The following is a 21040-nucleotide window of genomic DNA, read 5'->3' on the forward strand; positions in this document are numbered from 1 at the left end:
GGCGGTGCGCCGCCTTGGGTGCCCGGGCCCTGCGGGCCTCGGTGCCGCGTTCCAGGCGCGGGCCGGTTCGACCGGCCCGCGCCGGACCGGCCCGGACCGTTCCGGCTCAGACGACGGTGGTCATACCGCCGTCGATAAAGACCACCTGGCCGTTCACGAAGTTGGACGCGTCGGACGCCAGCCAGATGGCCGGTCCCACGATGTCCTCCACCGTGCCCCAGCGGTGTGCGGGGGTCCGGCCCAGGATCCAGCTGTTGAACGCCTCGTCGTCCACCAGATTCTGCGTCATCTCGGTGTGAATGTAACCCGGGGCGATCGCGTTGATCTGCAGCCCCTCGGCCGCCCACTCGGCGGTCATCGCCCGGGTCAGGTTGCGGATGCCGCCCTTGGAAGCGGTGTACGGAGCGATCGTCGGACGGGCCAAGTCGGTCTGCACGGAAGCGATGTTGATGATCTTGCCCGCGCCGCGTTTGATCATGTGCCGGGCTGCCTCGCGGCCCACCAGGAACGCGCTGGTCAGGTTGGTGCGCAGCACGCGTTCCCAGTCCTCCACCGCCAGGTCCAGCATCGGCACCCGATGCTGGACGCCGGCATTGTTGACCAGCACCCACAGAGGTCCCACTTCGCGCTCGACCCAGGCCACGCCGTCGGCCGCTGCCTGCGCGTCAGTGACGTCAAAGGCGCGGGCGAAGATCTTCTCCGCCCCGAACTCCGCCGCCAGTTCCGCCCGGGTGCCTTCCAGCCGTTCCTCATCCAGCCCGTTGAGCACCACGACGGCGCCGGCCGCTGCCAGTCCCCGGGCAATGGCCTTGCCGATGCCGCGGCTGGAGCCCGTCACCAGGGCTACGCGGGAGGAAATGTCGAACAGGTTCACAGTCATTTATCTCTCCAAATGCGGACGGGACGGCCGCAGCCGCCCCGTCCATGGTGATCAGGTTAGTGCTAGAACGACGAGGCGATCAGGAAGATGGCCAGTGCCAGCACGAAGCCGACAACGCCCACCAGTGCCTGGCCCACGGTCCAGGTCTTCAGCGTGGTCTTAGTGTCCATCTGGAAGAACCGGCTGACCAGCCAGAAGCCCGAGTCGTTCACATGGCCGGCGAAGACCGAACCGGCGGCCAGCGCCAGCACAATGGCGGCCAGTTCCACCGGGTTGTATTCCGGGTTGCCCATCACTACCGGCTGGACCAGCGCGGCAGCAGTGGTCAGCGCCACCGTGGCGGAGCCCTGTGCAACGCGGACCACGGCTGCGATGACGAAGCCGGCCACAATGATCGGCAGGCCGATCGCGTCCAGCGATTCGGCGATCGCATTGCCGATGCCACTGGCACGCAGCACGCCGCCGAACATGCCGCCGGCGCCGGTGATCAGGATGATCGAGCAGACCGGGCCCAGCGCGCTGTCCACAACAGTTTCAACCAGGCTGCGTTCCTTGCCCTGGCGTTCGCCCAGCAGCCACATCGCCATGAGAACGGTGATCAGCAGCGCCACCGGGGTCTCGCCCAGCATGCGCAGGATCTGCACCCAGGTGTCCTCCAGCGAAACAACTTCAGCCGTGGCCAGCATGTTCAGGCCGGTGTTCATGAAGATCAGCACCAACGGCAGCAGCAGCAGGAAGAAGATGGTGCCCAGCTTCGGTGCGGAACGGAATTCGGATTCGACCGAGCCCTTCGGCGCGTCGAGGATGTCCGGCACGGCAATGTTGAACTTGCGGCCCAGGTAGTGGCCGAACAGGTAGCCCACCACGTACCAGGTGGGAATCGCGATGACGAGGCCCAGGATAAGGACCAGTCCGACGTCGGCGCCCAGCAGGCCGGTGGCGGCCACGGGACCCGGGTGCGGCGGCACAAAGATGTGCATGACCGAGAAGGCGGTTGCTGCGGGGAACGCATAGGTCAGCAGCGATCCACCAAGGCGGCGTGCCACGGTGAAGATGATCGGCAGCATGACTACCAGGCCGGCGTCGAAGAAGATCGGGAAGCCGAACAGCAGCGACGCCACGGACAGCGCCAGCGGCGCACGCTTCTCGCCGAACTTGTTGATCAACGCCTTGGTCATCACATCCGCGCCGCCCGAGACCTCCAGCATGCGGCCGAGCATGGCGCCCAGGCCGACCAGCAGGGCCACGCTGGCCAGCGTTCCGCCGAAACCGCCCAAGAGCGTCGGCATAATATCGCCGGCCGGAATGCCGGTGGCCACGGCAGTGAGCAGGCTGACAATAATCAGCGACAGGAAAGCATGCACCCGGAACCGCATGATCAGCACCAGCAGCAGCGCGATGGCTGCCACGGCGACAAGCAAGAGGCCGGGCGTGCTCAACGTCCAGTTGAGCTCGAGTTCGGTCATCATTGTCCTTCGTTGTATCGGATGGTTATCCGTTTAGATGTGGGTTGAGCTTTAGGCGCCGGTGGAGCCGGCTGTTTCCTGCAGGTAGTTCTCCACCCGCACGGCGATCTCGTCGGGCGAGTCGGTGACAGGCACAGCCAGCCCTGCCTCGTCGTCGCCGAGCGGTTCCAGGGTCTGGAACTGCGAATCCAGCAAGGTCGGCGGCATGTATTCGTGGTCACGCCCGCTGATCCGAGCGGCGATCAGCTCGCGGCTGCCGGTGAGGTGGATGAACCTGGTCCCGGGTGCGAAGGAGCGGATGAGGTCGCGGTAGCTGCGCTTCAAGGAGGAGCACGCAACAACTGCAGTGGTTCCTTCGGCCAGCTTGTCGGCCATGACCTGGCCGATTGCTGACAGCCACGGGTGCCGGTCGGCGTCGGTAAGGGGGTGCCCGGAGGCCATCTTTTCCTTGTTGGCGGCGCTGTGCAGATCATCGCCGTCGATGAATTCCAGACCAAGATGCTGTGCGACGGCGGCGCCCACCGTGGATTTTCCGCATCCTTGGACACCCATGACCACCAGCGGGGGATATTGCAGAGACATGGGACAGAACTCCTCAGACGCACCATTACATCTGATTTGGTGACTAATCTCTCGCCAATAAATCAGATTTATCCGACACAAGGTATCACTGGCTGACAGAGTCCGGCAAAACAAGAAAGCACTGACGACGGCGGGAGTGCGCCGTGCCTTGCCCTTCGGACCAGGCGGACAATAACAAATCAGCCCTCGCTTGCTGCGACCCCATATCGCCGAAGCCCTACCCGGACTAGATTGGTCTATACGTGGTTTCCGGCGGCACCATCTGCGGCGCCGCCGAGCCCGAGGAGGTCGGAATGTCCTTATCGGATGAAGAACAGCAGCGCCTGGACAAGCTGGGGCATCAACTAGAGAACGACGATCCCCGCCTCGCCCGCTCCCTGTCTGCTCGCGGTGTCATGGTTTTCGGCCACGTCATTAGCGCCGGAACCCTGTGGGCCGTTGCCGGCGCCCTCCTGTTGTTTATCGGCATCGCGGGAAATTCACTGGTGCTGGCCATGCTGGGACTCATCGCCCTCGCGGCGGGCGCCATCCGCGGCGGCGCCGGCTTCCTGTCCCGCCACCGCCGCCTTTAACACGGTCGGAATCTACATCCAGGTCCCCGCCGGGTCAGAATCTGTCCGCCGTACGACGGCTGAACCTCATGCCTCTGCGTTCCCTGCACGCCTTCGGTGTTCCGACAAGCGTGGACGCCTGCCGTCGCTAATCCGATGAGCGCGACGAGGCCGCCGTCGCTATTTCAATGAGCTCACCCAGGACGCCTTCGTTGTTCCGCTTAGCTTGCACATGGTGCGCGCCGGGCACTGGCCGGATCTGGCGGATCGGCCGTGACAGCGCAATCTGATGGTGACTCACCGCTGCTGAAACGGGCTGGACCCGCGTCTTTCCGCGCCGCATCCCTCGCCCACCGTCCCCCGGCACAACGCGCGGGCCCAGCTTTCCAGCAGGAAACCTGAATTCACCAATGCGAACCACGTCACGTTCGTTACCTCGCCGTGTCACAGGGACGGTGGCATAACACACTTCATCATGTACTTTTGCTCAAGCGCATTCGTCGTGGACCGTGCACCCGCACGAGAAGAATGCAGCGGTTGAGTTCGATTCAAAGGTGAAAGAGGTCTCCCTGTGACACAGGTTCAAAAGGAAGCGGTCGCAGTCGCAGCTGAGCAGCAGCCCGGCCGCAAGTCGGCAGGACATGTCATTGTCGATTCGCTGATTGCGCACGGCGTCGAACGAACCTACGTCGTTCCCGGCGAGAGCTACCTGGAAGTGTTGGACGGCCTCCACCATTCCACCATCGACACCATCGTCTGCCGCCACGAAGGCGGCGCGGCCTACATGGCCGAGGCGGACGGAAAGATGAACCAGCGGCCCGGCATCGCGATGGTCACCCGCGGGCCCGGTGCCGCCAACGCCCACGTCGGCCTGCACACCGCATGGCAGGATTCCACCCCGATGGTGCTGTTCGTGGGCCTGATCCCCTTCGAGCACCGCGACCGTGAAGCGTTCCAGGAATTCGACATCAAGTCCTGGTTCGACACCGGCGCCAAGCGCGTCATGGTCCTGGACCACCCCGAACGGGCCTCCGAAATCGTCGCCGAAGCGATGTTCGCGGCCACCAGCGGCCGCCCGGGCCCCGTCGTCGTCGGCCTTCCGGAAGATGTCATCCGCGAAGAAACTGACGCCACACTGCACCCGGTCATTCCCGTTGCCCAGGGCGGCATGACGGTCACCGACTGGAAGGCGCTGCAGGCTGCCCTGAAGGAAGCCGAAAAGCCCCTGTTCGTCGTCGGCGGCAATGACTGGACCCAAGAAGGCTCCAGCGCGCTGACCACCTGGCTCGAAGAGCACAACATTGCGGCTGCCGTCGAGTGGCGCTGCGAGGGCACCATCCCCTTCGATTCCCCCTCCTACGTCGGCCCGATCGGTTACGGCCGGCCGAAGCCCACCTATGACCTGCTCGAGGAAACGGACCTGCTGGTCTTCGTCGGCACCGTGCCGGGCGACGTCATCACCGATGGTTTCCTGGTCCGCCAGGACTGGTCCAAGAAGAACTTCCTGGTCACCATCGACCCGTCGCTGCGCGGACGCTCGGGCCCCGTCTCCTACCAGATCGTGGCCAAGCCCGACGTCTTTGTCCGCGACCTAGTCATGATGGACCTGCCGCTGAAGGAAGAGTGGAAAGACTTCACCCAGCGCATGCGCGGCGAGCAGGAAAAGTTCGCTGCCCTCCCGCCGTCCGAGCCCACCGACGGGCCGGCCCGGATGGACACCATGATGGCCAACCTGGTCAGCGGCCTGCCGCGCGACGCCATGATCACCTTGGGCGCCGGCGAGCACACCAACTGGGCGCACCGCTACTTCCCCACCCATGACTACGCCTCCATGCTCTCCGCACGGAACGGGTCGATGGGCTACTCGGTTCCCTCCGCCATCGCTGCATCGCTGGCCTATCCCGGACGCCGCGTAGTGACCATCGCCGGCGACGGCGAGTTCCTCATGAACGGCCAGGAACTGGCGACCGCCGCCCAGTACGGCGCCACCCCATTGGTCATCGTCATGGACAACCAGGAATACGGCACCATCCGCACCCACCAGGAACGCTGGTACCCCGAGCGCATCTCCGGCACCCAGCTGAAGAACCCCGACTTCGCCCTGATGGCACAGGCCTTCGGCGGCTTCGGCGTGAAGGTGGAACGCGATGCCGACGTGCCCGCCGCCCTCGAAGCTGCACTGAAAGCCATTGATGAGGACAAAACCTTCGCACTGATCCACCTTGTGGTGGAGCAGCGGGTCAAGGCCTACTGAGTCTGAGCGGATAACCGCAAGCCGGTGGCTGGGACATTTTGTCCCGGCCACCGGCACTTTTTTGTCCCCGGTCAGTTTCGCTCAGGTTATCCACTGGCTTGCAAAGTGTGCGGCCGGCTCATCAGTCGGGCCCGGCGGCGGCGTTGGGCTCTTCGCCTTTCCATCTTGCCCGTGAGGCGGCCGGCGACGTGCCCGACTCCCGCCTCCCCCGTTTCCCAAGCCTCCCGCGTCTGGCGCTCGGGCTGATCCGATGGCGTCCGTTCATGCCATTCCGGCTCGGGAGTGGATGCGCCGGGCAGGGGCGGTGCGGTGGAGGTGTAGACGTGGCCGGTAGGGGTGGTAGTCGCTACGCTGTGCGCGGGACCCCCGACGGTTCTGGCGGACCAGCCTTCGGCTTCATGGGCGTAGTTGCATTCTTCACAGAGACCGCGCCCATTGCTCAGCGTGGTCTCCCCGCCTTCCGACCACGCAACGATGTGGTCAATATGCCGGATCGGCGCATCGCACCACGGGCCGGTGCAGGAAGCATCCCGGGCCATGATCATCCGGCGCAGCCCATCCGGGAACTTCCGCGCCTTCGAATCCATCCCCAGCAACTGTCCAGTCCCCGGGGCCGTGAAGAGGCGCCGAATCCACACATCCTCCACTCCGCCGACCCTGAGTGTTTTCATTCTCGCCTGACGGGCTTCGTCGCGCGCAGTCTTCCAGCCCGGCTCAGTTCCCGCTGGCGGCGCCTTCTGTTCGGCGCCCGGCGGCCCGGTTTTCGCCGGCGGGGTGTACGGGAGTCGGATGAGGTCGCGGGCATACTGGGCCGGGACGATGCCGTACCCGGTCAGCCAGACTGGTTCGCTGTCGCCCTGCAGCAGCGCCCGGTCTGTCATCACCAGCTGTATTTCTGTGCGCGCCGGATCTGCAGTGGAGGCTCCGGTGAGGCGTTCAAACACCGTGTCCGCCATCGCCTGGCCTCGGGACCTAGGATCCCCGGCGTTTCGCAGTCGGTCCGCTTCCCGGTTTAATGCCGCCATGACGGCAACCCCTTGGACCACGGGCAACAAGGTGCGAACCGAGACCATGGTGTCGGGTTCGGGACGAGCGGAAACGTGTCGGTCGGCTTCGGCCTTCGCGGCACGATTAACTACCGAGTGCGGGTCCAGGCGGTACGCCATCCGCTTCGCCTCCGCCGTCAGGGCTTTATCGCCCAGTCCGTTCAGGCGTGTCTGGTTCCCTGCCAATTCTTCATCCACTCGTGCCCGGTCCTCACGCCTCAGGCACAAGGTTTCGCTGACAAGGATCGAGGCGCGCCGCTCATTCAAACGTCCCGTTTCCAAGGCTTTGAGCGTGTGCGGCATCTCGTTGACTAGGGCCTTGGCTACGCCCAACAGGAGCCCGCCGCGGTGCGGAGATTGCCGCCTGGCCAACCCGATCTGCTTCGCAATCCCGCGGCCGCACCGGTCTTTCGGCACACCGGCTGCGGCCCGCCCTACACGAATAGAGGCATCCAGCGCGGCCGAGGCCTTTGCTTGCGCGGCGGCAGCTGCGTCCTTGAGGTTCTCCAAGGCCGTGATCCGGTCAATCCGTTCCGCATCCGATACGTCAGCATCAGCATCCGGGCCGGCCAGCAAACCGGCAAACGCATTGATCGCAGCCGCACCAACAGCGGGCGGCCCTTCAAACACTCCGGTTGCTGCGGGATCCAACATCTCAGCGTCTCATTCGTCAGCATGCCCACAGGGCACGACATTGAACACGAGCGGTCGTGGAACACGAGTCCACAGACGCCACCAGGAAACACGAAAACCGGTGGCCACCGTATGGTGCTGAACTACTACTAAGAACAGGCTATCCGCCGGCACTGACAGTCTCGGAGCCAGCGGAACTCCTATTAACAACAGCCTATGGATTGCTTCGGCTAGTTACCGAAGCGAGCTCTCGCATGTGGCCAAACCACCCTTCTACCCAGGTTGTGGAGGACTGGATAGCGTTGGCGTGGGCTGAGTTCGACACCTGTGGCAGGCGCGCGGTCCTGTACCTGTGGCAGGCGCGCGGTCCTGCGCCTGCGGCAGGCGCACGGAGGCCGACGCGTGATCCTGCGCCGCGAGACGCCCCAACAGAGCCGGACTCAGTGCTAAAGGTGGGCACCGCCGTCGTCATCATGCCGAGACCGCGGCGAAACCCGTCAAAAAATAATCACGGAACCGTAACCTTTCACCTCCCTGGTTCGATTAGACAGGTGTACGGGCGCGCGGCGGGCTTTCGCCAGCCGTGCGCCAAGCACCAATCGAGGAGATCCATGACGAATCGTTTCCGTACCCTGAGCCTGCCCGCCAAGGGAGCCGCTTTGGCCGCCATCATCGCCGTTGGCGGAGCCGGCGCTGCCGTTGCCGCACCCGCGCTGACTGCCGGGGATACCGCGAGCGCCATCACCACTCCCGCCGTGCCGGCCACCCCCGCTGTTCCCGCCGTTGACGCAGAGCAGGCCGTGCCGGCTATCCCGGCCACCCCCGCCGTGCCGGGCGCCAAGTCCGGTGCAGACGTTGAGGCGGGCGCCGACGCGGGCGTGAGCGCAGATGGCACCGAGGCTGATGCGGAGGCCAGTGCGGAGGCCGAGGCCGGAACCGAAGAGGCTGGCGCCGCCGCCGAGCTCCGCTCCGGTGCCGTGGTGACCCCGGCTGTCCCGGCAACCCCGGCCGTTCCGGGAGTCGACGGCGAGCCCGCCATCCCGGCCGTTCCCGCCGTGCCGGCCGTTCCGGAGCTGCCGGAAACCGCCAACGCCGAGGCCCAGGCCAAGATCGACGCCCGCACCGAGGCGGCAGAAGCCCGCACCGAACTCCGCGGTGCAGCTACGGTCAAGATCGACGCCGGACAGTAATTTCGCACGGTGTCGGGTGCGGTGGCTACACTGAAGCCGCCGCACCCGACGCCCGCAGTTTGAAGGACCTTAGTTTGCTTCGCATGCTCTCCGACGACGTTGTTTCTGCAGCGCGGTCAGGAAAGGCCGAGGCCTTCAGCGAGATCTACGCCGCGCTGGCGCCCGGGGTCAACGGGTACCTGAAAGTGCGCGGCCTGGAGGACCACGAAGGCGCGGTGCAGGAAGTCTTCCTCGCCCTCTTCTCACGGATCGGATCTGTGCGGGGAGGCTTCACAGGACTGCGCACGCTGGCCTTTTCCATCGCCCACGCCCGCTATGTGGACGACGTCCGGCGCCGTGCCAGACAACCGCAACTCTCGCCCTATGATCCCGACGCCGATCGGCGGGCGGTGGCATCGGCCGAGACCGCCCTGCTGGAGACGCTGGGCGAGAGCGATATCGGCCGCCACCTCAAAGAGCTGAAACCCGATCAACAGGAAGTGCTGCTGCTTCGCGTGGTGGCGGATCTGACGCTGGAACAGGTCGCCGAAATCATGGGCCGGAGCATCGGCTCTATCAAGCAATTGCAGCGGCGTGCCCTGTTGAAACTGAAATCCGTTGTGGAAAGGAAGGAGGCCCTACTGTGAAACACCTTGAGATATCCGACGACGATGCGGTCCGCCGGTTGCTGGATGAAGCTGAAGTGGCCCCTTCTGAACAGCTTGAATCCTCCCTGCTGGCACTCCGGTCCGCCGGCAAAGCCAGTTCGGCGCCCGAACCGTCTGGAGAGCTGATGGCCTTCATGACGACGACGCCGGCACCTGCGCCGGTGGTCCCGCTGCGGCGGCACCGCAACGTTCGCGGTGCCTTGATGGTCGCGGCCGCACTGGCCGGGACCGGCCTTGGAGTCTCCGGAGTGGCCGCGGCCAACCCCGATTTCCGGACGGCCGCAGACCAGGCCGTTCAAAACGTCGTCGGCTTTTTCGCGCCGTCCGCGGCCGGTAAAGCCGAGCGCGCCGAGCAAGCCGAGCACGGCGTTCCCGGCGGCATCCCCGCCGCGCCGGACCGGATTCAGCCGAACGACGATTCCGGCCCCGAAACCGGCACCGGCTCGGATTCAGACCGTCCAGTTGACCCAGCAGCAGATCCCGCCACGGACGCAGCCCATCCGGCTCCCCCGGGACATTCCCTGGCTCCCGGGCAGCAACCCGAAACGCCGGGCGGCAACCGGTCCGTCAAGAGTGATCCGAACGGGGCGGACCGCGATCCGGCCACGCCGTTCCGCGGTCTCCTGCCGGGTGCGCCGCCGCTTGACGGCACGCTGCCCGATCCGACCACGCCGGACCCGCCAGAGGACAAACCCGGCAAGGGCTTGCCCCTGGAGGACGGCAGCCTGCCCTCGCCCGATCCGGGCCGGATCCCCGAACTGCCGGTGGCGCCGGAACCGCAACGCTAACCGGGCGGCCGTCCGCGGTCTGCTCTTCCGGCACACCGCGGATAATGGCAGAGTGTCGCCCAAGGGGACACCGTTTCTGTCGGAGCAGGCAGGAGGACTCATGGCTTCAAAGCCGCTGGTACTCGGCCCGATGCTGCGTTATGTGGATCAGACCACGGCCAGCATCTGGGTGGAAACCGTCGAAGCCGCCCGCATCGCCGTCGTTGTTGCAGGCAATTCCTGGCAGGCACGAACCTTTGCCGTCCACGGCCACCACTACGCGCTGGTCGAGGTCGACGGGCTGGAGCCCGGGAGCGCCGTGCCGTACCGGCTTGAGATCGACGGCGTGCAGGCCTGGCCGGAGCCGGATTCGCCGTACCCGGCTCCGATGATCCGCACCCTCGCACCGGGGCGCCCGCTCAGTCTGGCGTTCGGATCCTGCCGCACCAGCACAGAGCATGACGCGGCGGGCAACAGGAAGCATGGCGTGGACGCGCTGCGGGCGTATGCACTGCATCGTGCGGCCTCCGGCGCCGCGAATGGCCCGGGGGACAACTCCGGCTGGCCGGACCTGGTCCTCTTCCTCGGCGACCAGGTCTATGCGGACTCCACCACCGAGGCGATGCAGGATTTCATCCGGTCCCGGCGCGATATCAAGGAACCGCCGGGCGAGGAGCTCAAGGACTATCAGGAGTACGCCCACCTGTACATGCTCGCGTGGTCGGACGGCGCCAACCGCTGGCTGCTGTCCACCGTGCCCAGCGCCATGATCTTCGACGACCATGACATCCGCGACGACTGGAACGCCTCGCTGGCCTGGCGGCGGCAGATGGAGGCAACGTCTTGGTGGCACGGCCGGATTGTTTCCGGCCTGACGTCCTATTGGGTCTACCAGCACCTGGGCAACCTGTCCCCGGAGCAGCGCGCCCAGGACGAACTGTGGCAGCAGGTGGCCAGCCACTCCGGCGACGGCGAGCTGGACCTGACCGACGCGCTGGAGGCGTTCGCCGAGCGCGCGGACCAGGACCCGGAAACCTACCGGTGGAGCTTCACGCGCGATATCGGCGGCACCCGGCTGGTGGTCGTGGACTCGCGCGCGGCCCGGGAACTGGAGCCGGAGCGGCGCTCGTTGCTGGACCAGGACGAGATGGCCTGGCTGGACGGCCAGCTGCAGGGCGGTTTCAAGCACCTGCTGATCGGTACTTCGCTGCCGTTCCTGCTCCCCCAGGGCCTGCACCATATTGAGTCCTGGAACGAGGCGCTGAGCGAGGGAGCCTGGGGCAAGTTCCCGGCGGCCATCGGCGAACGGCTGCGGCAGGCCGTGGACCTGGAGCATTGGGCGGCCTTCCAGCAGAGCTTCCGCAAGGTGGCGGGAATCGTTGAGGAGGTGGCCGACGGCGGACGCGGGCCTGCGCCGGAGACCGTCACCTTCCTCTCGGGCGACGTCCACTTCTCCTACGTGTCCGAGGTCCAGCGGTCCTCGGGCAGCCGGATCGTCCAAGCCGTCTGCTCCCCCGTCCGCAACCCGCTGCCGAGGTTCCTGCGCTACTTCACCGCGGTCATGTCCTACGGCGTCGCCGCCCCGGTCGGCGCCCTGGTGGCCCGGGGCGCCAAAGTCCCGAAACCGCCGTTCGATTGGAAGGGCCTCAAACGGCCCTGGTTCGACAACAACCTGGCCAGCCTCGAGGATTCCGGCGATGGCCTGAGGATCCGGTGGGAAACGGGTGTGGTGGACGACGGCGACCATCTGCACCCGCGGCTGAAAGAGGTCGCTGCGCTGACCATCGCCCCGCGAAGCACCGTCCCGCGCAGCACCACCACGCGTTGACCGGCCCCGCAGCGACTGACCCGCCGCCGAAGCCCGTAGCGACGCAGCCCACAGCCGAACCCGACCCACCGCCGTCGCTCCTTAGACTGGTAGGCATGACTTCAACGCTGGTGGCCAAAGACCTCTCGGGCGGCCACGGCCACCGCGCCCTGTTCGCCAACCTGAACCTGACCGTCGCCCCCGGCGACGTGGTGGGTGTGGTCGGCGCCAATGGCGCCGGCAAAACCACGCTGCTGCGCATCCTGGCCGGCGTGGATGCGCCGCTGGCCGGATCGGTGAGCACCGCGCCGTCGGATGCGTTTATCGGCTGGCTGCCGCAGGAACACGAGCGGATTCCCGGCGAGACCATCGCCGCGTACATCGGCCGACGCACCGGTGCGGCCGAGGCCACCGAAGCCATGGAGTCCGCCGCCGAAGCGCTGGGCTCGGGCTCCAAGCACGCCGACGACGCCTACGCCGCCGCCTTGGACCATTGGATGGCCAGCGGCGCCGCGGATCTGGAGGACCGGATTCCGCCCGTGCTCGCCGAACTTGGCCTGGATGTAGGCCCGGACGCGGCCATGACCAGCCTCTCCGGCGGCCAGGCCGCGCGGGCCGCGCTGGCGGCCTTGCTGCTGAGCCGGTTCGACGTGGTGCTGCTGGACGAGCCCACCAATGACCTGGACCTGGCCGGGCTGGCCCGGCTGGAGTCCTTCGTGCAAGGCCTGCGCGGCGGCGTGGTGCTGGTGTCGCACGACCGTGAATTCCTGGCCCGCTGCGTGACCACCGTGGTGGAGCTGGACCTGGCGCAGAATAAGGTGGCGGTGTACGACGGCGGCTACGACGCCTTTCTGGAGGAGCGTGCCGTGGCCCGCCGGCACGCCCGCGAGGCCTACGACGAGTTCTCGGACAAGAAGGCTGACCTCGTGGCGCGGGCGCGCACCCAGCGCGAATGGAGTTCGCAGGGCGTCCGCAACGCCATGAAGAAGAACCCGGACAATGACAAGATCCGCCGCAGGGCCAGCACGGAATCGTCCGAGAAGCAGGCGCAGAAGGTCCGCCAGATGGAGTCCCGGATTGCCCGGCTGGACGAGGTAGAGGAGCCGCGCAAGGAGTGGCAGCTGCAGTTCAGCATCGGCGCCGCCCCGCGTTCCAGTTCCGTGGTCGCCACCCTGAACCAGGCCACCGTCCGCCGCGACGGTTTCACGCTCGGCCCGGTCTCGCTGCAGGTCAACGCCGGCGAGCGCATCGGCATCACCGGCCCCAACGGCGCGGGCAAGTCCACCCTGCTGCGCCTGCTGCTGGAACATCAGGAGCCCGACGACGGCGCTGCCGCCTTGGGTGCCAGCGTCGCCATCGGCGAGATCGACCAGGCGCGCGGCCAGCTCGCGGAGGACCAGCCGCTGGGCACCGCCTTCGAGGCGCTGGTGCCGGACTACAGCCAGGCCGAGGTCCGCACCCTGCTCGCGAAGTTCGGTCTCAAGGCGGACCAGGTATCCAGCACCGTCGGCGCCCTCTCCCCCGGCGAGCGTACCCGTGCGGCGCTCGCCCTGCTGCAGGCCCGGGGTGTGAACCTGCTGGTCCTCGACGAACCCACCAACCACCTGGACCTGCCCGCCATCGAACAGCTGGAGCAGGCGCTGGACGGCTACGACGGCACCCTCCTGCTGGTCTCCCACGACCGCCGCCTGCTGGAGAATGTCCGGCTGGACACCCGCTGGGACGTCGACGCCGGCCAGGTTTCGATCAGCTGACCGGCGGGGGCCTTGCAGCGCTGCGCATTCCCAGTTTTGGGCTGTCGGCTATTCGAAGTCGGCCAGCCAGAGGTCCGGGCCGAACACTTCGTACTGGATGTCCTTGGCGGGAATCCCTCGGGCAATAAGGGCGCTCCGCACGGCTTTCATGAAGACCAGCGGGCCGCAGAGATAGAATTCGGCGTCGGTGGGCAGCTCGGTGTTGGTCAGGTCCATAAAACCCACCTGTACACCTTCCACCTGCTGGGTCCGTTCGCCAGGCTGCTCGTACCAGGTGCCGATCGAGGCATAGGGCAGTTTCGCCAAATCCGCCCTGACCTGTTCGCGCAGCGCAAACGTCTCTTCGGAGTGGTCCGCGTGCAGCAGGACCACCGTGCGCTGCGATTCGGACTGGACCAGGTGCGACAGCATTCCGGCCATGGGAGTGATGCCGATGCCGGCACTGGCGAACACGATCGGACGGTCCGAGTACTCCAACACCACGTCGCCGAAGGGAGCAGAAAGGACTACTTCGTCTCCTACCTGCGCGTCGCGGTGCAGCCAGGTCGAGACCTCCCCGTCCGGCTTGCCGCTGTCGTCGTGCACGCGTTTGACCGAGAACTGCCGATGCTGGCCATCATCGGCCCGCGTCAGAGAGTACTGCCGGGGCTGGTGAACGCCGTCGGACATTCTTGCTTTCAGCGTGACGTACTGGCCCGGCAACGACGGCTTGACGTCCCGCGCGTCGGTCCGCGCCACCACAAAGGTCACCACGTCCGGCGTTTCCTGGATCCGTTCCGCCACCCGCCAGGTGCGCCAGACTTCGTCTGGTCCCAGATGCACGGCGTCGTAGAGTCCGCGTTCCTTGTTGATCAGCAAGTTCGCCATCAGCCAGTAGACTTCATCCCAGGCTGCCGCGACCGGCGGAGTCACCGCCTCCCCCAGAACGTCGCCGATGGCCCACATCAGATTATCGTGAACAATTTGGTACTGGTCCGGCCGCAGGCCCAGCGAGACGTGTTTATGCGCGATGCGCGACAGCAGGTGGTCCGGCAGGTCGTCCGGCTTTTCAATCAGAGTGGTGGCGAATGCGGCGATGGAACCGGCCAGCGCTTGCTGCTGCTTCCCGTCGGCTTGGTTGCCCCGGTTGAAAAGGCCGTCCAGCAGTTCCGGCCGTTCCTCAAACATGTGCCGGTAGAACCGCTGAGCAATCTCCTGAATGTTCTCCCCTACCACAGGGAGGGTTGCCTTGACGATGGGTGTGGACGTATCTGACAGCATCGTCGCTGCTCCTTCCGGTTGTCCCCGACAAGTCCCACCTTTCTCGGACTGCGGAGAAAATGCCACCCCCGGCGGCCTCTGCACCTACTGAAATTTGCGGCGTCCACCCCTTGACCAGCCCGGCTGACTGTACTCCTTCGGATGGCTTCCCGCCCCTGAAAATTCCCCATTGCGTGCCGACAAATCGGCGCCTACCCTGATGCCAAGGGTAGGAGCTGGCCATGGAAGTCACCCTTTTTGTTACCGACGTCGTACTCGCCTTCGTCCCCTTTGTGGTGCTGGTGTTCGGCCCCAAGCGGCGGATCGACAGACCCATTGCACCGCGCCGCCGCCACACTTCCGGCTTAGCAGCTTACCGACGGGCCAGAAAGAAGGTAGCCCCGGAAATAGCGGGGGTTTCACTCCTTCCGCCTTCTCCGGGTGTCGGTGCAGGAACCGGAACTCCGATGAGACTGCGGGCAGCCCGGCGGCCCACTGGACCGAGGCCCCACCGGGCTCCCAAACGTCATTCCCGGGGACCGCGCTGAGGCCCTCGGGATGCCGGGTGGGCAGGATCGCCGCCGATTTTGCTCCAGCCGTTCGCAACTAGGTCGCGCCCGGTCCTCGGCTGTGCGGCTAGGACCCTCTCTTGCCGGATCGGTAGCGACCGGCGCCCTTGACCGCGCCGGCAACCCAAGAGTAATTTGTAATCAACCGAAAGGTTGATCAAGGGAAGAGTTGAATACCGTGACAGATCGCAGCGACGAGGCACTCCTGGACCGGGCCTTCATGGCCCTGGCCGACCCGGCCCGCCGCCGCATCATCGCCCGGCTCAGCCGCGGACCGGCAACGGTCAACGAGCTGGCCGAGCCCTTCGAAATCACCAAGCAGGCGGTCTCGAAGCACATCCAGGTCCTCGAGCAGGCGGAACTGGTCACCCGCACCCGGGATGCCCAGCGCCGGCCCGTCCACCTGAACGCCGCACGGCTCGAAGCGCTCACGGCGTGGATCGACCAGTACAGATTGGTCCGCGAGGCGCAGTACCGCGGGCTGGATGCCGTGCTCAACCACCTATCCAAGGACAAAACATGAGCAACGCACTCAAAGTCACCGTCCCGGACGGCGTCCCGTTCATCGAGACCGAACGAGAGTTCGACTATCCGGTCGCCGAGGTCTTCCGCGCGCACAAGGACCCCGAGCTAATCAAGCAATGGCTGGGCCCGCGCGGCATGAAGATGGACATCGACCACTACGATTTCCGCTCCGGCGGCAGCTATCGCTACCTGCACACCGGCCCCGACGGCGTTCAATACGCCTTCACCGGCGTCTTCCATACAGTCCGCGAAAACGAGTTCGCCATCCAGACGTTCGAGTTTGGCGGATATCCGGACGTTGTCAGCATCGAATTCATGACGTTCGAGGACCTCGGCAACGGGCGCTGCAAGCTGATCGGCCACTCCGTCTACCCCACGCTCGAGGCACGCGACGGCATGGCCCAATCCGGGATGGAAGGCGGCATGAGCGAGGGCTACGAGCGGCTGGACGAACTGCTCGCCGGCGTCCGAACCGCGTAAAAGCACGACAAAATCAATTCGGCGAAGGGGCCGGAGCCACGGGCTCCGGCCCCCTTGTCGCGCCCTTCGCCGCCCCCTACACCGTGCCCTTCGGCCGGACAGTCTTCCGCCCCCGCCGTTGGCGTCCCCGAGATTAGAAAGTATGCTGAGGATTCCCTGCAGCCGAGACGGAAGGTGGTTCCATGGCCAACGATGATGAAGGACGCATGGAAGTGGCCAAGATCCTGAAGGACGCGGATATCTGCGTCCTCACCACGGTCAATGCCAGCGGCCAGTTGTTCAGCCGCCCGCTGGCGCTGCAGGAAGCCGAGTTCGACGGCGACCTGTGGTTCGTGACGCAGGATCCCTCGCCCAAAGCCGACGAAATCCGCGGCAACCCGCACGTCAATGTTTCGGTCAGCGGCTCGGACGGTTATTTGTCCATCTCGGGCACGGCCCAGATCGTCCGCGACAAGGCGAAAATTGACGATCTGTGGGGCCCCATGCTGGAACCCTGGTTCGAAAACGGCAAGGACGACCCGACCGTGGCCCTGATCCGGGTCGAGGCGCACACCGCTGAATACTGGAAGCCGGATTCCCCCAAGGTGGTCACACTGTTCAAGCTCGCGAAGGGGATGGTCACCGGGAAGCACGCCCGCGATATCGGCAAGAACGACGTCGTCGACCTTTAGTGCGGCTCCGGCCGCACGGCACCACGCACCACGCACCACGCACCACGCACACACACTAGAGGAGTCATCAATGTCCGGAAATCTCTTGGCCCGTTCTGTGCACGACCTTACTGCCGCCGCCTGGTTCGGCGGTTCACTGATGGGAGCTGTGGGCTTGAACGGAGCGGCCGCTGCCGCCAAGGACCCGCGCGAACGCACCCGACTGTCCAGCGCCGGATGGATGAAATGGGCGCCGGTCCAGACCGCTGCTTTCGCGGCACACCTTGCTTCCGGCGTGCCCTTGCTGATGGGCAATAAGGGCAGGATGCTCAAGCAGGAAGGGGTCATGCGGTACACCGTCATCAAGAGCGCCGTTACCTTGGCGGGTGCGGCCGTCACCCTATACGCAGGCGTACTGGGCAAGAAGGTGGAACGGCTGTCCGAGGAGGGAGCCCAGGGCGCCACCGAGCCCTCCCCCTCGGCGTCGCCGGAGCTGAAATCCGCGCAGGTGCAGCTCAAGGCCCTGCAGTGGACCATCCCCGCCTTCGCCGGCGCCGTCATCGTCCTGGGCGCCAAGCACGGTGAGATGCAGCGGCCCACCAACTTCATCGAGGGCATGCTGAACCACCAACTGGCTGGCTCCCGAGGCAGCAGAACTGGCTCCCGGTCCGGCGTCCTAGGCTCCGGACTCGGGGTTCGGCGCCATTTGTGCCACGCTGGTGCAGCGGCGGCACTGCGAATCGTTCCTGGTGCTGTCGGAAAACATGCCCGTCGTTGACAACGACGGCGTGCACCCCGCGCAGGATTCACCCGCCACGACATCCGGCTGAGTTAGGCACGCCTGCTGGCCCGGCCGGCCCTTCATTGCTGAAACCCAACGCGGCGGCAGATAATCTTCACCGGGCATCGAGTGGAGAAAAGTGGCTGCTTCCGGGGCCGGGTGACAGCCATTTTCAGCCAGTGGATGGTCAACACGTTTGGCTCGCGAGCCGGCCACGCCGGACGGCCCGCGATCATCAGCGTAGCGCGGAGAGTCAGCGCGGATAGCTCGCATATCACAGCTACCATTGGTGAAACGAAAGTATCAGACGGCAGAAGTGGGGGAACGGCATGCCGGCAGTATCATGACGGCCGCCACCAAAGCGGCGGTCGCTTTGTCGTGGACGGCCATCGCCGGCATTTCCGCCGCGGGGCTGCTGGTACTGGTGCAGGTCGTTGCCGCCTCGTTCGTCGCGCCGCCCCGCCTCAGCCTGGTGACCGCTGTTTCCGTGGGGGTCCTGGTCTTGGCCTGGCACCTCCGCGTGGATACGCCCCTGATGCGGCGCCAGACCACTGCGGCGATGACCGCCGTCGTCATCGTCTGCAACGACCTCACCGCGCCACTGCACCAGACAGTGGCGGTGGTGGGAGTAGGACTGCTGGCCACCCGCGTGGTGTTCCGGCGGTTCCGGTGGGCCGACCTGTATTGGTTCATCAGCCGCCTGCTTGCCGCCGCCATCCTGGTGGCGGTGTTTCAGGATGCCCAGGCTGCGGGCATTTTCTGGCCGGTCGCGCTGCTGGCCGGCTGGCTTGCCTTCTTCCTCACCGCGATTGCGGTCGAGGGCGCCTTCACCACGTCGTCGAAACGGCGCAGCACGTTCCGCAACGGCATCGGCTGGCCGCCGGCGCTCGGCACGCTGGCGATCAACCTTCTCCTCTGCCTGGCCGGGCAGCACGCCGCGATGCAGTTCCACCGCGAAGGCGTCCAAGCGTTCTTCCTGGTCCTTGCTTCCGTCTTGGCGCTGGCCGTGACCGGCTGGCTGCGCAACCGGGACCTGCGCCGCCGGCTCACCGGCCTGGTGGACGCCTCGCTGGAGCTGCCCTGGAATCCGGATGGGCTCGACAAGACCCTGCTTGCCGCCGCCAGCGCCTCTGTGCGGGCGGACAAGGTGGCGCTGCAGCCCGAGGCTCCGTCGGACAAGGAGATTGGCGTTCGGATGCGGCGCTGGGACGACGGCGACAACTATCTGGTTGCCACCCGGAACGGCGGCGCCCAGTTCACGGAAGAAGACGAGCAGGTGCTCGACGCGCTGGCTCACGTGGGCAGCATTATGGTCCGGCACGATGAACTGGTGCACGAGCTGCGGCTTCAGGCGGACACGGACGCCTTGACTGGCCTCGGCAACCGGCGCACGCTCTGGCACCGGCTGGCCGAGATCAATACCGGCCGCGGGCCCGGCGAGGCCATCGCCGTGGTCTATCTCGATCTGGACGAGTTCAAGGCCGTCAACGACCAGCACGGCCACGACGTGGGTGACCTGCTGCTGACCGCCACCGCGCAGCGCATCCGCTCGGAGATCCGAGAGGAAGACGTGGCCGCGCGCATCGGCGGCGACGAATTCGTCGTCGTGCTCCGCGACGTTGGCACCGAGGCGGACGCCCGCGCGGCCGCCGAGCGCATTGCTGCAACGATCGCCCGGCCGCTCACCGCCCGCGGCAGCACACTGCAGGTCCAAGCCAGCGTCGGCGTGGCCTACTCCGGCCGTCCGGCGAAGGACATCGAGGAGCTGCTGCGGAACGCTGACGCCGGCATGTACGGGGCCAAGCGGCTGCAGCAGCGGCTGCGTGAGAGCGGGCGCTCCGGTTCCGGAACCAGCCTGGCTGTGGCCGTGGAGCGCGGCATCCGGCGGCACCGGCTGCGGGTGGCGCTGCAACCCATCATCGCCCTTGATCTGGACGCGATCGTGGGCTTCGAGACGCTGGCCCGCTACGAAGACGAGGAACTGGGCAACATTCCGCCGGACCAATTGGTGGAGGAAGCGAACCGGCTGGGCTTGCTCAACGAGCTGACCATTCAGGTCATCGACGGTGCGGCCGCCGCGATGGAGCGCGTGTGCCAGATCAGCGACCTGCGCTCCATCTCCGTCAACGTGGAGCTGGGCCAGCTCACCCCCGGTTCCACCGTGGTGGATCGGCTGCGCCGGATGCGCGCCGAAGGGCCGGAGCTGAACATCATCATTGAGCTAACCGAGAACTCACTGGACACCTTGACCGAGGAGTGCCGGTTCATGCTGGCCCAGCTGCGCAGCGAGGGCTTTAAGATCGCCGTGGACGACTTCGGCTCCGGCTACTCGTCCATGAACTCGCTGACCGAGTTCGCCTTCGACATCGTCAAGGTGGACCGCTCGCTGGTCAGCGGCCAGGACGGCAGTGCCCGGAACATCGTGGTCAGCCACCTGATCGCCATGTTCACCGCGCTGAAGGCGGACGTGGTGATCGAGGGCATCGAGACCGAAGAGGCCGTGGAATGGCTGGCCGGCTGCCCGGACCTGAACGTACAGGGCTTCTACTTCGGCCGGCCCATGTGGCCGGACGAGCTCATCGCCCGGCTGGAAACCTCCGGCAAGGCAGCGCGTCCGGCGTCGGTACTGGATGCCAGCCCCGCCATGGCGGAATAACGACGGCGGAGCTCACCTCCCGCTGTTGCGGCTCAGCTCACAGCCTGCTTGACCAGCTCCGCAACCCTCGCCGCTCCCGCCTCATTCAGATGCGTCAGCGCGAAGGACGTCGGCCACAGACCATCGTTCTCGTCGAGATTGGCCTCCTCATTGAAGCCGAAGGTCGAGTAGCGGACTTTGTCCGCCTGCCCGCTCCGGAAGAAGCACACCACTTTCCCGGACCTGGCGTAGGCGGGCTGGCCGTACCACAGCTTGGGCAGCAGCTCTGGAGCTGCAGCGGTCACGATGTTGTGGAGGCGCTCCGCGATATCGCGGTCCGGCAGCGGCATCTCCGCGATCTTCGCCAGCACGGCCGCCTCATCAGCTGCGGCTTTTTTCGATCCACTGCCGCGGCGTGAGGCTGCTTTCAGCTCTGCGGCGCGCTCCTTCATGGCGGCGCGTTCCTCTGGCGAGAAGCCCTCTGCAGAGGACGCGCTGTCGTTCTTCTTTTCGCTGGCTGTCGGATCAGGGCTCATCGTGTTGCTTCCTCTTCCAATTGTTAAGGCGCGGACGCCATGTTGCGA

Annotated in this window: 17 protein-coding genes and 1 pseudogene; 12 read left to right on the top strand and 6 right to left on the bottom strand. The window is 66.1% G+C overall.

What is annotated here, in order from left to right; genetic code table 11:
- Positions 1-106: 106 nt before the first annotated feature.
- The 3 genes from MNQ99_RS14570 to MNQ99_RS14580 all read right to left on the bottom strand — a co-directional run bounded on the left by MNQ99_RS14570 (position 107) and on the right by MNQ99_RS14580 (position 2928).
- The gene (locus MNQ99_RS14570; protein WP_127512077.1) at positions 107-880 is read right to left on the bottom strand and encodes an SDR family oxidoreductase; all 774 of its coding nucleotides are present in this window, start codon (positions 878-880) and stop codon (positions 107-109) included.
- A gap of 62 nt (positions 881-942) precedes the next feature.
- Complete coding sequence (locus tag MNQ99_RS14575; RefSeq protein WP_127512078.1) at positions 943-2349, bottom strand: GntP family permease; 1407 nt, start codon at positions 2347-2349, stop codon at positions 943-945.
- Between the two features lie 48 nt (positions 2350-2397).
- Positions 2398-2928 carry a gluconokinase gene (locus MNQ99_RS14580; protein ID WP_127512079.1) on the bottom strand — a complete coding sequence of 177 codons (531 nt, stop codon included), beginning with the start codon at positions 2926-2928 and terminating at the stop codon, positions 2398-2400.
- A gap of 293 nt (positions 2929-3221) precedes the next feature.
- Between MNQ99_RS14580 and MNQ99_RS14585 the strand changes: the two genes are divergently transcribed.
- Both MNQ99_RS14585 and MNQ99_RS14590 read left to right on the top strand, forming a co-directional pair.
- Positions 3222-3500, top strand: coding sequence for a DUF3040 domain-containing protein (locus MNQ99_RS14585; RefSeq protein WP_241913430.1), 279 nt, complete (start codon positions 3222-3224; stop codon positions 3498-3500).
- Between the two features lie 550 nt (positions 3501-4050).
- Positions 4051-5733, top strand: coding sequence for a thiamine pyrophosphate-dependent enzyme (locus tag MNQ99_RS14590; RefSeq protein ID WP_127512081.1), 1683 nt, complete (start codon positions 4051-4053; stop codon positions 5731-5733).
- Positions 5734-5819: 86 nt separating this feature from the next.
- Here MNQ99_RS14590 and MNQ99_RS14595 read toward each other — a convergent pair whose 3' ends face one another.
- Entirely contained in the window at positions 5820-7433 is a 1614-nt protein-coding gene (locus MNQ99_RS14595) for an HNH endonuclease (protein ID WP_241913431.1), read from the bottom strand.
- 590 nt (positions 7434-8023) lie between these two features.
- Between MNQ99_RS14595 and MNQ99_RS14600 the strand changes: the two genes are divergently transcribed.
- The 5 genes from MNQ99_RS14600 (at position 8024) to MNQ99_RS14620 (ending at position 13577) form a co-directional block, all read left to right on the top strand.
- Positions 8024-8602 (top strand): hypothetical protein, encoded by a 579-nt coding sequence (locus MNQ99_RS14600; RefSeq protein ID WP_241913432.1) that lies wholly within the window; start codon positions 8024-8026, stop codon positions 8600-8602.
- An 83-nt stretch (positions 8603-8685) separates the two neighbouring features.
- A complete protein-coding gene (locus MNQ99_RS14605; RefSeq protein WP_241913433.1) occupies positions 8686-9228 on the top strand; it encodes an RNA polymerase sigma factor in 543 nt (180 codons plus the stop codon).
- Positions 9225-10037: a hypothetical protein gene (locus tag MNQ99_RS14610; RefSeq protein WP_241913434.1), complete on the top strand. Its 813-nt coding sequence runs from the start codon at positions 9225-9227 to the stop codon at positions 10035-10037. Before MNQ99_RS14605 ends, MNQ99_RS14610 begins: the two co-directional genes overlap by 4 nt.
- Before the next feature lie 100 nt (positions 10038-10137).
- The gene (locus tag MNQ99_RS14615) at positions 10138-11844 is read left to right on the top strand and encodes an alkaline phosphatase D family protein (RefSeq protein WP_241913435.1); all 1707 of its coding nucleotides are present in this window, start codon (positions 10138-10140) and stop codon (positions 11842-11844) included.
- A gap of 95 nt (positions 11845-11939) precedes the next feature.
- The gene (locus tag MNQ99_RS14620; RefSeq protein ID WP_241913436.1) at positions 11940-13577 is read left to right on the top strand and encodes an ABC-F family ATP-binding cassette domain-containing protein; all 1638 of its coding nucleotides are present in this window, start codon (positions 11940-11942) and stop codon (positions 13575-13577) included.
- Between the two features lie 48 nt (positions 13578-13625).
- Here MNQ99_RS14620 and MNQ99_RS14625 read toward each other — a convergent pair whose 3' ends face one another.
- Positions 13626-14837 (bottom strand): FAD-binding oxidoreductase, encoded by a 1212-nt coding sequence (locus MNQ99_RS14625; protein ID WP_241913437.1) that lies wholly within the window; start codon positions 14835-14837, stop codon positions 13626-13628.
- Between the two features lie 768 nt (positions 14838-15605).
- Here MNQ99_RS14625 and MNQ99_RS14630 point away from each other — a divergent pair.
- From MNQ99_RS14630 to MNQ99_RS14650, 5 genes and pseudogenes are all read left to right on the top strand, one after another.
- Complete coding sequence (locus tag MNQ99_RS14630; protein WP_127512170.1) at positions 15606-15908, top strand: ArsR/SmtB family transcription factor; 303 nt, start codon at positions 15606-15608, stop codon at positions 15906-15908.
- Positions 15905-16390, top strand: coding sequence for an SRPBCC family protein (locus MNQ99_RS14635; protein ID WP_241913438.1), 486 nt, complete (start codon positions 15905-15907; stop codon positions 16388-16390). The genes MNQ99_RS14630 and MNQ99_RS14635 overlap by 4 nt, the downstream gene beginning before the upstream one ends.
- 182 nt (positions 16391-16572) lie before the next feature.
- The gene (locus tag MNQ99_RS14640) at positions 16573-17061 is read left to right on the top strand and encodes a pyridoxamine 5'-phosphate oxidase family protein (protein ID WP_241913439.1); all 489 of its coding nucleotides are present in this window, start codon (positions 16573-16575) and stop codon (positions 17059-17061) included.
- A 70-nt stretch (positions 17062-17131) separates the two neighbouring features.
- Positions 17132-17659 (top strand): annotated as a pseudogene (locus tag MNQ99_RS14645) (hypothetical protein); the annotation flags it as partial.
- Positions 17660-18164: 505 nt separating this feature from the next.
- A complete protein-coding gene (locus MNQ99_RS14650; protein WP_241913441.1) occupies positions 18165-20477 on the top strand; it encodes a putative bifunctional diguanylate cyclase/phosphodiesterase in 2313 nt (770 codons plus the stop codon).
- Between the two features lie 32 nt (positions 20478-20509).
- On the opposite strand, the gene MNQ99_RS14655 is transcribed toward MNQ99_RS14650, so the two are convergent.
- A complete protein-coding gene (locus MNQ99_RS14655) occupies positions 20510-20992 on the bottom strand; it encodes an iron chaperone (protein ID WP_241913442.1) in 483 nt (160 codons plus the stop codon).
- Between the last annotated feature and the right edge of the window lie 48 nt (positions 20993-21040).

This window comes from Arthrobacter sulfonylureivorans (assembly GCF_022637435.1).
GTDB classification, from domain to species: domain Bacteria; phylum Actinomycetota; class Actinomycetes; order Actinomycetales; family Micrococcaceae; genus Crystallibacter; species Crystallibacter sulfonylureivorans.

Coding starts and splice junctions, on each gene's coding strand:
- MNQ99_RS14625 (WP_241913437.1), bottom strand. CDS start 14,837: ATGCTGTCAGATACGTCCACACCCATCGTCAAGGCAACCCTCCCTGTG.
- MNQ99_RS14575 (WP_127512078.1), bottom strand. CDS start 2,349: ATGATGACCGAACTCGAGCTCAACTGGACGTTGAGCACGCCCGGCCTC.
- MNQ99_RS14655 (WP_241913442.1), bottom strand. CDS start 20,992: ATGAGCCCTGATCCGACAGCCAGCGAAAAGAAGAACGACAGCGCGTCC.
- MNQ99_RS14585 (WP_241913430.1), top strand. CDS start 3,222: ATGTCCTTATCGGATGAAGAACAGCAGCGCCTGGACAAGCTGGGGCAT.
- MNQ99_RS14615 (WP_241913435.1), top strand. CDS start 10,138: ATGGCTTCAAAGCCGCTGGTACTCGGCCCGATGCTGCGTTATGTGGAT.
- MNQ99_RS14600 (WP_241913432.1), top strand. CDS start 8,024: ATGACGAATCGTTTCCGTACCCTGAGCCTGCCCGCCAAGGGAGCCGCT.
- MNQ99_RS14595 (WP_241913431.1), bottom strand. CDS start 7,433: ATGTTGGATCCCGCAGCAACCGGAGTGTTTGAAGGGCCGCCCGCTGTT.
- MNQ99_RS14620 (WP_241913436.1), top strand. CDS start 11,940: ATGACTTCAACGCTGGTGGCCAAAGACCTCTCGGGCGGCCACGGCCAC.
- MNQ99_RS14635 (WP_241913438.1), top strand. CDS start 15,905: ATGAGCAACGCACTCAAAGTCACCGTCCCGGACGGCGTCCCGTTCATC.
- MNQ99_RS14650 (WP_241913441.1), top strand. CDS start 18,165: ATGACGGCCGCCACCAAAGCGGCGGTCGCTTTGTCGTGGACGGCCATC.
- MNQ99_RS14570 (WP_127512077.1), bottom strand. CDS start 880: ATGACTGTGAACCTGTTCGACATTTCCTCCCGCGTAGCCCTGGTGACG.
- MNQ99_RS14640 (WP_241913439.1), top strand. CDS start 16,573: ATGGCCAACGATGATGAAGGACGCATGGAAGTGGCCAAGATCCTGAAG.
- MNQ99_RS14630 (WP_127512170.1), top strand. CDS start 15,606: ATGGCCCTGGCCGACCCGGCCCGCCGCCGCATCATCGCCCGGCTCAGC.
- MNQ99_RS14580 (WP_127512079.1), bottom strand. CDS start 2,928: ATGTCTCTGCAATATCCCCCGCTGGTGGTCATGGGTGTCCAAGGATGC.
- MNQ99_RS14605 (WP_241913433.1), top strand. CDS start 8,686: ATGCTCTCCGACGACGTTGTTTCTGCAGCGCGGTCAGGAAAGGCCGAG.